Here is an 11,439-nt window from a genome sequence, read left to right as displayed (position 1 = left end):
ACTACCCGAAGTCCGTCGCCCGGCGGCGGACACGCGTGCACAAGCCGGCAGCGCTCACGCCGAGCCGCCTTGCAACGCTTGATTGGTTCAGTTCAATTCAGTGCGGCGCGCACCGCGAACGGGCGCACGCCGGCCGCCTGCCTCAGCCTGGCGCGGACTTTGTCTTCGATGAATCTCTGGCTGCACCGTTGAGTGCGCCGAATACTTCGTGCAGATCAGCCGCCCCACGCGCGGGCCGGTCCAGCATCTTCAACTCGACGCTTTGCAAATGGCGCGACATCAATGCCGCCGCCTCTTTTGCATCGCCGGCGTCGAGCGCGGCGAGAATGGCTTCGTGGTCCTCGAACGAGCATGGGCTGCGTCCAAGCGACTCGTACAGCGCGGAAATCAGCGTGGAGCGCGCCACCAGGCCGTTCAGGCAGTCGCACAGCACGGCGTTGCCCGTGAGTCCCGCCAACTCGGTGTGAAACTCGCCCGACAGACGAATCCACGCCGGAAAATCACGTGTTTCGAACGCTTTGCGTTCCCGGCCGATCATGCTGCCGATGCTCTTCAAACGCCGCATGCCGTGGCCGCTGCAGATCTTTTCGACCACCGCAAGCTCGATGATGCGGCGCATCTCGAACACTTCGTGCACTTCCTGCAGCGACGGACTCGCCACGAACGCCCCGCGATTCGGTTCGAGATCGACGAGGTGGTCGGTGGCCAGCTGCGCCAGCGCCTGCCGGATCGGGCCGCGCTTCACACCGAATACTTCGCACAACTGTGCTTCTGTCAGCTTGGCGCCCGGCGCGAGCCGATGCTCGAGGATCGCCGCGCGGATGCGCTCGGTGATCGCTTCGGGCTTCAAACTATTCGCGGCGGCGGAGTCTGTGTCGGACATGATGTTCGTCTCGGTATGTTGGTCATCATAGGATGGACATAAAAATTGTCAACAATTTTTGCCGTGAATTTCGACAATCTTCGTGGTGAGGCTTAGCTGATATGCCGCTAGTATGGCCCGCGCGCCCTGTGCCGCCTCAGCATGAGTTTAATTAGGTGACGCGGCGGTCGTCTATTGACGGCTGGTTTTGTCAACAAAATCGGGGGACCTTCATGGTGCTTCTGCTGGAAGTAGGTTGCAAAGATTGACCGTTAGTTGCGTTATTAAGGGCAAAAAGAAAGCGGACAACCGCCCGCTTCCCTCCTCCGCCGGTTCAGGTGAGGTAAGGATAGCCCGACAAGCTCAGTTTGAACCCGTGTGCATCCGCGACGAGATGCGCGTCCGCGCCCACCGGCAGCGTCAGCATGTTGCGGACATGCCCGAATTGCAGCCCGCTGACGACGGGAATGCCGATCACCGACCTCACTTGCTCGATCATTGCGTGCAGGTCGTAGCCGTTGTCGTATTCATAGGGTTTGCCGCCGGAGAAATCGCCCAGCACGAGCGCCTGCTGCTGCGCAAGAATGCCGGACAGGTGCAACTGATAGATCATCCGCTCGATCCGGAACGGTTGCTCGTTGACGTCCTCGAGAAACAGGATGCCGCCCTGCACCGGCGGCATGTACGGCGTGCCGATCAGCGACGTCAGCACCGCCAGATTGCCGCCCCACAACATGCCCGAGACGTCGACCGGCTGCGCTTGCGGCGTGTTGTTCGAGATCGTCATGGTCGGCTTCGTCACCGCCGACCAGAAGTGCTGCATGGTGAAATCGCTCAGGTCCTCCGCGCCGAAGTCGCTCATCAGCATCGGGCCGCCGAAAGTCTTCACGCCGGCGCGTGCCAGCAGCGCAAGCTGGATCGCGGTGAAATCGCTGTGTCCGACCAGCGCGATCGGCTGATCGGTGAGGCGCCGTTGCAACCCTTCGTAATCGAGTCCGTGCAGGATGCGCACCGCGCCGTAGCCGCCGCGCACGGCCAGCACGATGTCCGGCAACTTACGCGACGAATCGGCGAGCCGGTTCAGATCCGCCGCGCGCTCGCCATCGGTGCCAGCAAAGCGCTGGTAGCGACGCTTCGTCGCCTCCACGCCCTCGACGTGATGCCCCTGCGCATGGAAGCGCTGCAACGCGCGATGCAGCACCTCGGGGTCATGCGGATACCCGGACGGCGCGATCAGTTGGATGGTGCGATGGACGGTCATTGGCAAGACCTGCTTGGACGTTGTTGTTTTAGAGCGACTCAGCCGGGCCCGGTTCGATGCTGCCCGGTACGCCGGCTGCGTCGGCACGTGCCGCTGCGCGTGCTTCGCGGCTCGCGCGCCGCCGCTCGGCAAAGAACGATTTGAGCGCGGCGCCACATTCGTTTTCGAGCACGCCGCCGATCACCGTGGTGTGATGATTCAACCGCGGATTCGCGAAGGCGTCGACCACGCTGCCGCACGCGCCAGTTTTGGGATCGCGCGCCCCGAATACGACTCGCGCGATGCGCGCATGCATGATCGCACCGGCGCACATCAGGCACGGCTCGAGCGTCACATAAAGTTCGCAGCCCGGCAAACGGTAGTTCTCGACGGCTTGCGCCGCGGCGCGCAACGCGGCCATTTCCGCATGCGCCGACGGGTCGTGCCCGCCGATCGGATGATTGAAACCGGTGGCAATGACTTCTTCGCCGCGCACGAGGACTGCGCCGACGGGCACTTCGCCGGCGGCGCGCGCTTGTTCGGCGGCGGCTTGCGCGAGCGCCATGAAGCGGCGATCGCGCTCCGAGATTTCGGGGACGGTGGAAGATGTAAGCGGCTCGCCAAGGGCGGGATCTGAACCCGCCGAGGCGGCGGTAGCGCCCGAATCGGTCGCAGCCAATTCAGCGACACCGCTCACTGAACGTTGGGGGCCCGGCACATTCAGCGCCGTGTGAGACTCGACAGAGTCTGAATGCGGCACGGTGGAGTGAGCAAGCGGCTCGCTCACTGCGAACCCGCGTCTGCCGTATCAAGGTTGCCCGCGCGCTCGGATAACCGCTCGGCAATGCGCCGGCAGTATTCGCGCGGCAGAACCAGCGGGCCGCCACGCAGCGATTCAAGCGCCATGTCGAGCGCCAGCATGCGCGCCTGGAGACGGCAACGGGTAGCACGGTCGCTCACGGCATTCAACTCCGCTTGCAGGTCGCGCAACGCGCGCAACTGCTCGACAGCGGGCGGCACGAAGCCCGCATTCTTCAAAATCCGGTTGGCGACGCGCACTTCCTGGGGGACCAGAGCATCGTCGTCCAGGGAGAGCGGCGCGCCCGCGCCCGGTAACTCGTCGAATTCGCCTCGCGCGGCGGCGGCGGCAATACGCTGTTCGACTAACGCATCAAGCAATTTCATCTGCAATCCACTACGTTGCGGCCCGAGCATTCTATCAGGGAGCGCACGATCGTTCCGCTTCTCGAACCGACGAAACCTCCTACGTTTGCAGATTCTTCGTGTTTGAAGACATACGGCCGTGCGCTAGCCTCAGCGATTCGCGGCCGTGCCTTTGCCACTCTCCTTGCCGTCCCATTTTCCTGCGATAAACCTGACAAAACACTTTCATCGAACGATGCTTACGCGCCTTCGCTCCCCGCTCTCCAGCGCCATCAACGTTGTGCCATTCCGAATGATCAACTCAAGCCGCAACCACGCCCCTATCACTTTCGACGCCTGCATCAATCCCCATCCCGCCGCGAGCCTCGTGCATGCCGGCAAACGCATTCAAAAACCGTGGCTACGCGCGACGCTAGCTGCAGTCACCATGGCGCTCGCCCTTTCCGGTTGTGGCGTGTTCTGCGGTGGTGCGGGCGGCAGCGGTGGCGGCTTTGCCGGCGGCTGCGCGACCGGCATGCGGTTCTAGCCCGGCGCCCTTCGACACGCCGCCCTCACCGAGACAACGCGCGCTATGATTCGGCGCCAGCCAGAGTCCAGCGAGCCAACGCGACATGCCGCGTTCGCCCGAGCAAACTGTGCATCAACGCAAACTCGCGCACGTTCCAGCAGACCGGCTCGACGGGACGTGCCGCGGCCCACGGCATCCCGTACGCTAGCGTGACATGCGGCGTGTAGTGCGCCGCGGATGAACCCGCGTGGTCCCCAAAACCCGCGTTCTGCAGCGCACGGCCCAAGGCGTCGTGCAGTACGTGCAGGCCAGCGACACCCTCGCCTCCGCCCAGCACCAGCGGTCCCGGTCGCGGCTTCGACGCAAAGCTGACCGCCGTGTCGAATTCGACGCTAAACGGCTCCATTCTGATCGACGCAGCCGCTTGCATCGCCGCATCGACCCGCTCCTGCGGCAAACCACCCGCGAAATTTCCCAGGTGATGCAAGGTGACATGAAGACGGCCCGCAACAAGCGGCTTGCTCCGCGCGCGCGTCTCCCCGCAAAGCTGCTGCGCGAGCTTCGAGATGCTGGCCGCCGTGGCGGCATCGGGAAAGACGGCGAAGAACAGGCCGTCTGTCGGCGTTGGCGGCGCCTCGAGCCCAGGCAGCCAGAGTTGTTCAGGCATGGCGTTCCTTACCGGATAAAGCCGGCATGTCGATGAATCTCCGTTCATTGTGCGGGCTCACCCGCGTACCTGATCTATGCAGACCGCCCGACTGTGCGAGGTTCCGCAATCGCCTTTTATCAAACCGATCGTTACTCTGGAGATATCGCTGTGTTGCAGGCAAACGCAACCCAATTCCCGCGCACGCCCATTTCCGTTGTAGCGCTTGCGCCCCGCTTGTTCGCCGGACACGCCGCGAAGCCAACGCCCGTTTCCCATTACAAAAAACCGCTTGCAGTCACGTCTCTCCACGGACGATACTGTACATTCATACAGTATCGGTGGCAACGTGGAACTGCTCAAAAAGCTGGAAGTATTGGCCGACGCCGCAAAGTACGACGCCTCATGCGCAAGCAGCGGCGCGCCCAAACGCGGCTCGCGCGGCGTTGCCGGTCTGGGCGCTAGCACCGGCGCGGGCATTTGCCACAGTTTCACGCCAGACGGGCGCTGCGTCTCGCTGCTGAAAATCCTGCTCACCAATTTCTGTTTGTATGACTGCCAGTACTGCGTCAACCGGCGTTCGAGCAACGTGCCGCGCGCGCGCTTCACGCCCGAGGAAGTCGTCGAGCTGACGCTGGATTTCTACCGGCGTAATTACATCGACGGACTGTTTCTGAGTTCCGGAATCATTCGGTCGTCGAACTACACGATGGAACAGCTCGTGCGCGTCGCGCAGTCGTTGCGTGAGGATCATCAGTTTCGCGGCTATCTTCATCTGAAGACGATTCCCGATGCCGATCCGCAGTTGATTGCGCAAGCCGGGCGTTATGCCGACCGTTTGAGCGTGAACATCGAACTGCCTACGGACAGCAGCCTCGCGCGGCTCGCACCGGAAAAGAACGTCCACACCATCAAGCTCGCCATGGGCTCGATCCGCCTTGCGCAGGAAGAAGCGCATAGCGACGCCAAAGCGCCGAAGTTCACGCCCGCGGGCCAGAGCACGCAGATGATCGTCGGCGCGGATCAGACGAACGACAGCACGATCTTGCAGACCGCCGCGACGCTCTACGGCGCGTACAAGCTCAAGCGCGTCTACTACTCCGCTTTCAGCCCGATTCCCGACAGTCCTTCCGCATTGCCGGCTCAGGCGCCGCCGTTGTTGCGCGAACACCGGCTGTATCAGGCCGATTTCCTGATGCGCGGCTACGGCTTCAGTGCGGATGAACTGTTCGAGCAACCCGGCAACCTGTCGCTCGACATCGATCCCAAGCTCGCGTGGGCGTTGGCGCATCGCGACCAGTTTCCGGTCGACCTGAACCGCGCGCCGCTGCGCATGATCGCGCGCGTGCCGGGCATCGGCATGCGCAACGCGAAACGCCTGGTGGAGTTACGGCGTTCGCGCCGTGTGCGCTACGAGGATCTCGTGCGGCTGCGTTGTCCGCTGGACAAGATCAAGCCGTTCGTCGTGACGCAAGACTATTGCGCGGCGCTGCATGACACGTCGTCGGCCCGCTTGCGCCGGGTGTTGGCGCCGCCGGTGCAACTGGCGTTGTTGTGAAGCGTCGCGATGCGTTCCATTGTTATCGAAGACCATTTCATCGCCTGGCGCGCCGCATCGCTGGGCGCTCTAGCCGAAGGCCTAGCACCGGAGGCGATTGAATGGCGCGTCAAGCAGGAACCTGAGTCACCGCTGGAGCAGGCGCTGATCGACTATGGCGCGACGTCCGAGCAAACAGAGCCCCGCTCCATTGCCGTGCATGTTTCGAAGGAACTAGCCGCGCTATTGCAAGACGCCGCGCTGTTCCGCGAATCACAGCGCTGGGCGTTTTTGTACAAGGTCTTATGGCGCTGGCACCATGGCGACCGCGCGGTCGCCTCGCCGGCGGACGAAGATGGCGCACGCCTGCATCGCATGGCCAAAAGCGTGCGGCGCGCCAAGCACGACATGATCGCTTACGTGCGGTTTCGCAAGCAGGCGCCGGCGTCAGCATCGACGGTGCAGACGCCCGAATATATCGCCTGGTACGAGCCCGAACATGATGTGCTGGCGTGGGCCGCGGAACACTTTTCGCAACGCATGGGACGCGCGACCTGGATGATCACCACGCCGCGCGGCGCGGCCTTCTGGGACGGTGAGCAATTGCATCTGGAGCAGCGCCGCGCGCTGCCAGGCGACCATCGTTGCGATACCGCCGACGAAGCCGAGGCGCTATGGCTCGCCTACTACCGCAGCACGTTCAACCCGGCCCGGCTGAACGAAACGGCGCTCGAACAGCACATGCCGGTACGCTTCTGGAAAGGCTTGCCGGAGGGTCATCTGATCCCCGCCATGATCAGTGAAGCGAAGAGCGGCGCGCGTCGTGTGGCGCAGGCGAGCGGCGTCGGCGCGCTGGGCGGCAAAACCATTCCGATCGAAGCCGACATGGCGCAACCGGCCCGCGACCAACCCTCATCGCTCGATACCTGCCGGCGTTGCGACCTGTGGCGCAATGCGACGCAATCGGTCGGGAGTTCGGGGCCGAGCGACGCGCGCATCATGCTGATCGGCGAGCAGCCCGGCGACCAGGAGGATCTGAGTGGCCAGCCGTTCGTCGGGCCAGCGGGGCAATTGCTGGAGACCGCGATTACGCGCGCCGGCCTGTCGCGCGAGCAGGTTTATCTGACCAACGCGGTGAAGCATTTCAAATGGGAACCGCGCGGCAAGCGCAGGCTGCACAAGACGCCGGGACAGCGTGAGATCGAAGCGTGTTCTTACTGGCTCGAAAGGGAGTTGCACACGGTGCGCCCGGCGGTGATTGTCACGCTTGGCGCTACGGCGCTGACCGCCCTGCTGCGCGAGAAGGTCAGCCTGAGAGACCATCTCGAAGCACCGTTCAGAGTGGAAGGGGGCTGGGGTATCGCCACCTATCATCCGTCGTTCGCGTTACGGCAGCAGACCGATGCGGACCGCGACAAAGTATTGGCCGAGATCAGCAACGCGCTTATCCGGGCGCGTGAGCTGGCCGAATCCGCCGCGCTGAACACGACGAAACAGCAGCAGTGAATAACAAACGACGCCGCAGCGCGCTCTTCCGCGCTGTTAGTCCGCTGAATCCATTCCTGCTTGAACGTTGCCTGATAAAGCAGCGCTGTATCTGGAAACGATTGCGGATGGTTACTTCAGGCCATTCGATCTATCGAACCGTCCGAGCATAAATCGACAAATCTCCGTCAAACAAGGCTACCAACGAAAACTCATACGACGCTACGACTCCCCAGCGTCATCCAGCTGCACCAGCACAACGACATTCCCAATCCCCTGCCGCGCCATCTTGGTGTAAGGGCAAAACCGTTCAGTGTTGCGGACCAGCTCCTCGGCGACGACCCGCTCGACACCGGGCAGTCGGATACGGGTCTGAGCGGTCAGGACGAACAGACCGTCGACCGGGTCGCGGCCAAAATCGACGGTGACTTGCACCGTGGCATCAGGAATCGGGATGCTAGCCCGTGCCGCAAGCAAACTCAGCGCGCCATGAAAGCAGGCCGCGTAACCGGCCGCGAACAGCTGCTCCGGATTAGTGCCGCCGCCGGGCCCATCCAGCGCCTCTGGCAATCGCAAGTGGACGACGAGATTGCCGTCGTCGGAACGCGCGATGCCCGACGCGCGCCCGTGACCCGCTTCGCCGCCTGTGACGGTGACGGTGGTCGAATACAGCGTTTGGGGGTCGCGCCCGTGATACTTGTCGAGCAATGTCAGCTGCGGTGGACGCAATGGGGTCATGGCACGCCTCGACGGCTCGTGGCTTACTTCGCGGCCTGCGTCTGGGCGAACCACGCCTCGAAGTTCATCGCGCCCAGACACGGATTTGCCCCCGGAACAAGCGTGTCGTCCTGCAACTTTGCGCCGAAGTAGCGGGCTTGCGGGTCTTCGACCACCTTGCGCGGATCGTGAGCCGCAAGGAGGAAACGCTGCACCATGTCGGCGAGCCGAACGCGTTCCGGGCCAGCGATCTCCGCGATGCCGTTGTGCGGTTCGCCAGCGGCAAAGTCCGCGACGGCTGCCGCTACATCGTCCGATGCGATCGGCTGGAAGAATGCCGGAGACAGCCGTATGGTCTGGCCGTCGCTACCCGATTGCGCGATGCCGCCAAGAAACTCGAAGAACTGGGTCGAATGGACGATCGTGTACGGCACGCCCGATTCGCGGATCAGCTTTTCCTGCGCGATCTTGCCGCGAAAATAGCCGCTTTCCGCGAGCCGCTCAGTGCCGACGACCGAGAGCGCGACGTGATGCTGTACGCCGGCGGCAATCTCCGCCGCGAACAGATTGCGTCCGGCTGTCTCGAAGAATTCGAGCACGGCGGCATCTTCGAACGACGGCGAATTGGCCAGATCGACCACGACATTCGCGCCCGTCAACGCCTCGTTCAGACCTTCGCCAGTGATTGTGTTCACGCCCGATGCGGGCGACGCGGCAACGACCGCATGACCGCGCGCGTGAAGATTCCTGACGACTTTACTGCCGATGAGTCCCGTGCCACCGATCACGACGATCTTCACGATGTCTCTCCATGAGGCGGCGTGCGGCTCTCGCGCCGCCGCCAATTGTTCGACTCCGGCTTTGCACCGCGTTGCGAACGGTACGAACGTGCATAGGTTTGCCGGTGCTTTCCCGGACGTGCCGCGATCCTTCGCATGCCGTCCGTACGGAAAACATGGTAAGTACGCACCGCGTCCTACGGTAGAGCCGCGGCGGGACGCACCGTGTTGCATGAAGAGCATCAATCGACGCAAGGTCGTTCAGATGCCGTCACTCGACCGTCGATAACGACGATCGAGTCGTCATCGCCGTCAGACACTGCAGGTCGAGCGCGCGCGTGTGCTCGGTCATGTAGTCGACGAACACGCGGACTCGCGCGGGAAGCTGTTTGCGGCTGAGATAGCAGAGATAGTGGCCGCCATCTTCCGGCGCGTGCTGTGCGAGACAACTGAGCAACTGCCCGCCGGCCAGCAGGTCGCACACCTGATATGCGGGCAACTGCGCAAGACCCAACCCGTCCAGCACCGCCTGCACGATCAGATCCGGGTCGTTGAACGTGTGCTGTGCAACAGGCTGGTGCCGCTGTGGGAGACCGTCCACCTTGAACTCCCATTCACTGATGCGGCCGGACGCGGCCAGGAAGTTGATGCAGCGATGATCCGCCAGTTCATCGACATGCCGCGGCAACCCGTGTCGTCGCGCATAAGCGGGCGACGCGCACACCAGCATCTGCATCGGAATCAGTTGGCGCGCCACGATCCCGCTGTCTGCCAAACGCCCGTCGTGAAACGAAACGTCGACACGGTCGGCAGTGAAGTCCGCGGGTCGATCGTTCAGCAGCAGTTCGAGGGAGATCTCGGAATAGCGCGCATGAAAGCCTCGCAGCAACGGCGCGACGATCTTGCGGCCGAAGCCTGGTGACGAAACGATGCGCAGATGGCCGCGCGGCGGCCCGTTGCGCAGCTCCCGCATGTCTTCCAGCGCCTGGGCGATGCGCTCGATACCAGGCTGACAGTTCTCGTAAAACAGCTCGCCCTCGCGCGTCAAGGACGTGCTGCGCGTGGTGCGCAGAAAGAGGCGCGCGTCGAGCAGGGCCTCGAGTTTCTGCACGTTGCGGCTAACGGAGGACCGCCCGATGCCGAGGCGATCGCCCGCGCGGGCGAAGCTGCCTTCGTTGGCAACGGCGAGAAAAGAAACGACGCCGGCATAGCTGGTCGCAAAACTGCTTGCGAACGGGTCGGCGGCGCCGGCGATGCGGTGGCGTGATAGGTCGTCTGACATGGAAGCGCGGTTCGTAAAGTCCATAGCGACTAGACGTATCAGCGCTGCCATTTGTGACACGGTCCGCCATTTTCTGAAGCCGGATGCGGCGCGCAGAGGCGGCTATTTCTCCGGAACGAGAACCGGCGCGCCCTTATCCTTCAGCAATAGCACGAGGAACCTGGCCGGCTTCGTCTGGCTCGCGTTGCGTCCGACCGTGTGGATATCGTTTGGACCTTCATAGAAGGTCTGTCCGGGTGTCAGCGTGACTTCCTTGCCGCCCTTGACCTGCATCACGATCGAACCTTCCAGTACATAGATAAACCCGTGCGCATGATGTCGATGGACGGGGTCCACCGCACCCGGCGGGTACTCGACGGTGATCATCAGGGCTTCCTTGCCCGGATAGTCGTCAAGAGGCTGCGTCATCAACGGCGTGACGATTGCGGCGGGCGCCTCGGCGCGGGCCACGCTCAGCGACGCGCTCACGACGACGAGCGCGGCCAGAGCCGTATTTCTCAAACGAAGCATGATAGTGTGTCCCAGAGTAACGCGGCCCGCTCGCGCGGGCCTGAACTGGACAAAGATGAAACGCGTCTGCTCAGACGAGGTTCGCCTTGTCCAGACCGAATGCCTTGTCGGACGAACCCGGCACAGTCTTGAACGCGACGTTCGCGCGGTTCCACCCGTTGATCGCCATTACTTCGAACGTCAGGTCCGAGAGTTCCTTTTCGGAGAACTGGGTACGCACGCGCTCGTAGAGCTCATCGGGCACGCCGTGCTCGGGAAGCCGGGTCAACACTTCCGTCCACGCCAGCGCGGCGCGTTCGCGCGGCGCGAAAAGCGTCGACTCGCGCCACGTCGCGAGGTGATGGACGCGCAACTCGCGCTCGCCGTGCAGGCGTGCTTCCTTCACGTGCATGTCCAGACAGAATCCGCAGCCATTGAGTTGCGACGCCCGGATCGACACCAGGTCACGGATCGATTCTTCGATTGTGCTGTCTTTCAGCAGATTGCTGAGTTCGAAAAACTTCTTGAACAGTTCCGGCGATTGCTGCACATAGTTGATACGCTGCGTCATGTTTTCTCCTGGCGACGATGACTGGCCACTCCGCCTTGCGGGTGCCGTTAGCGGCAATGAGCCGCACAAAGTCATCGTAGGCGGGCGCGGGATGTCACGGTAGGCCTGGAGACGCGCTCACCATGTTGCCCGCGCGGCACCAATCGACGCGTCGACGCG

13 protein-coding genes are annotated in these 11,439 nt (G+C 63.0%); 3 read left to right on the top strand and 10 right to left on the bottom strand.

Going from position 1 to position 11,439, the window contains the following annotated elements:
- Window positions 1–142 precede the first annotated feature (142 nt).
- The 4 genes from PQR54_RS22655 to PQR54_RS22640 form a co-directional block, all read right to left on the bottom strand.
- On the bottom strand, window positions 143–883 hold the full coding sequence (locus PQR54_RS22655) for a GntR family transcriptional regulator (RefSeq protein WP_106285568.1): 741 nt from the start codon (window positions 881–883) through the stop codon (window positions 143–145).
- 313 nt (window positions 884–1,196) lie between these two features.
- Window positions 1,197–2,123, bottom strand: a complete 927-nt coding sequence (gene ldcA, locus PQR54_RS22650; RefSeq protein ID WP_408249525.1) for a muramoyltetrapeptide carboxypeptidase — start codon at window positions 2,121–2,123, stop codon at window positions 1,197–1,199.
- Between the two features lie 28 nt (window positions 2,124–2,151).
- Window positions 2,152–2,781 (bottom strand): tRNA adenosine(34) deaminase TadA, encoded by a 630-nt coding sequence (gene tadA / locus PQR54_RS22645; RefSeq protein ID WP_408249523.1) that lies wholly within the window; start codon window positions 2,779–2,781, stop codon window positions 2,152–2,154.
- Window positions 2,782–2,885: 104 nt separating this feature from the next.
- Entirely contained in the window at window positions 2,886–3,287 is a 402-nt protein-coding gene (locus PQR54_RS22640; protein ID WP_408249521.1) for a DnaJ family domain-containing protein, read from the bottom strand.
- Between the two features lie 271 nt (window positions 3,288–3,558).
- On the opposite strand from PQR54_RS22640, the gene PQR54_RS22635 reads away from it, so the two are divergent.
- The gene (locus PQR54_RS22635) at window positions 3,559–3,792 is read left to right on the top strand and encodes a hypothetical protein (RefSeq protein WP_408249519.1); all 234 of its coding nucleotides are present in this window, start codon (window positions 3,559–3,561) and stop codon (window positions 3,790–3,792) included.
- Window positions 3,793–3,835: 43 nt separating this feature from the next.
- On the opposite strand, the gene PQR54_RS22630 is transcribed toward PQR54_RS22635, so the two are convergent.
- Window positions 3,836–4,441, bottom strand: coding sequence for a 2'-5' RNA ligase family protein (locus tag PQR54_RS22630; protein ID WP_408249518.1), 606 nt, complete (start codon window positions 4,439–4,441; stop codon window positions 3,836–3,838).
- A gap of 328 nt (window positions 4,442–4,769) precedes the next feature.
- On the opposite strand from PQR54_RS22630, the gene PQR54_RS22625 reads away from it, so the two are divergent.
- Entirely contained in the window at window positions 4,770–5,978 is a 1,209-nt protein-coding gene (locus tag PQR54_RS22625) for a putative DNA modification/repair radical SAM protein (RefSeq protein ID WP_408249516.1), read from the top strand.
- 9 nt (window positions 5,979–5,987) lie between these two features.
- Entirely contained in the window at window positions 5,988–7,463 is a 1,476-nt protein-coding gene (locus PQR54_RS22620; protein ID WP_408249514.1) for a UdgX family uracil-DNA binding protein, read from the top strand.
- Window positions 7,464–7,664: 201 nt separating this feature from the next.
- On the opposite strand, the gene PQR54_RS22615 is transcribed toward PQR54_RS22620, so the two are convergent.
- The 5 genes from PQR54_RS22615 to PQR54_RS22595 form a co-directional block, all read right to left on the bottom strand.
- A complete protein-coding gene (locus PQR54_RS22615; RefSeq protein ID WP_408249512.1) occupies window positions 7,665–8,180 on the bottom strand; it encodes an Ohr family peroxiredoxin in 516 nt (171 codons plus the stop codon).
- 23 nt (window positions 8,181–8,203) lie between these two features.
- Entirely contained in the window at window positions 8,204–8,959 is a 756-nt protein-coding gene (locus PQR54_RS22610) for an SDR family oxidoreductase (protein ID WP_408249510.1), read from the bottom strand.
- 250 nt (window positions 8,960–9,209) lie between these two features.
- The gene (locus PQR54_RS22605) at window positions 9,210–10,220 is read right to left on the bottom strand and encodes a LysR family transcriptional regulator (protein WP_408249508.1); all 1,011 of its coding nucleotides are present in this window, start codon (window positions 10,218–10,220) and stop codon (window positions 9,210–9,212) included.
- 102 nt (window positions 10,221–10,322) lie between these two features.
- Window positions 10,323–10,730 (bottom strand): cupin domain-containing protein, encoded by a 408-nt coding sequence (locus PQR54_RS22600; protein ID WP_408249506.1) that lies wholly within the window; start codon window positions 10,728–10,730, stop codon window positions 10,323–10,325.
- A gap of 70 nt (window positions 10,731–10,800) precedes the next feature.
- Window positions 10,801–11,280, bottom strand: a complete 480-nt coding sequence (locus PQR54_RS22595) for a carboxymuconolactone decarboxylase family protein (protein WP_012433340.1) — start codon at window positions 11,278–11,280, stop codon at window positions 10,801–10,803.
- Between the last annotated feature and the right edge of the window lie 159 nt (window positions 11,281–11,439).

The sequence above is a fragment of the Paraburkholderia phytofirmans genome (assembly GCF_046028095.1).
GTDB classification, from domain to species: Bacteria; Pseudomonadota; Gammaproteobacteria; order Burkholderiales; family Burkholderiaceae; genus Paraburkholderia; species Paraburkholderia phytofirmans_A.
Note: the sequence above shows the minus strand (reverse complement) of the source record. Positions and strands in the feature narration are given on the sequence as shown.

Excerpts from the sequence above, each read along its gene's own strand:
- PQR54_RS22655 (WP_106285568.1), bottom strand. The coding sequence starts at position 883 with ATGTCCGACACAGACTCCGCCGCCGCGAATAGTTTGAAGCCCGAAGCG.
- ldcA (WP_408249525.1), bottom strand. The coding sequence starts at position 2,123 with ATGACCGTCCATCGCACCATCCAACTGATCGCGCCGTCCGGGTATCCG.
- PQR54_RS22640 (WP_408249521.1), bottom strand. The coding sequence starts at position 3,287 with ATGAAATTGCTTGATGCGTTAGTCGAACAGCGTATTGCCGCCGCCGCC.
- PQR54_RS22635 (WP_408249519.1), top strand. The coding sequence starts at position 3,559 with ATGATCAACTCAAGCCGCAACCACGCCCCTATCACTTTCGACGCCTGC.
- PQR54_RS22630 (WP_408249518.1), bottom strand. The coding sequence starts at position 4,441 with ATGCCTGAACAACTCTGGCTGCCTGGGCTCGAGGCGCCGCCAACGCCG.
- PQR54_RS22620 (WP_408249514.1), top strand. The coding sequence starts at position 5,988 with ATGCGTTCCATTGTTATCGAAGACCATTTCATCGCCTGGCGCGCCGCA.
- PQR54_RS22615 (WP_408249512.1), bottom strand. The coding sequence starts at position 8,180 with ATGACCCCATTGCGTCCACCGCAGCTGACATTGCTCGACAAGTATCAC.
- PQR54_RS22605 (WP_408249508.1), bottom strand. The coding sequence starts at position 10,220 with ATGTCAGACGACCTATCACGCCACCGCATCGCCGGCGCCGCCGACCCG.
- PQR54_RS22600 (WP_408249506.1), bottom strand. The coding sequence starts at position 10,730 with ATGCTTCGTTTGAGAAATACGGCTCTGGCCGCGCTCGTCGTCGTGAGC.
- PQR54_RS22595 (WP_012433340.1), bottom strand. The coding sequence starts at position 11,280 with ATGACGCAGCGTATCAACTATGTGCAGCAATCGCCGGAACTGTTCAAG.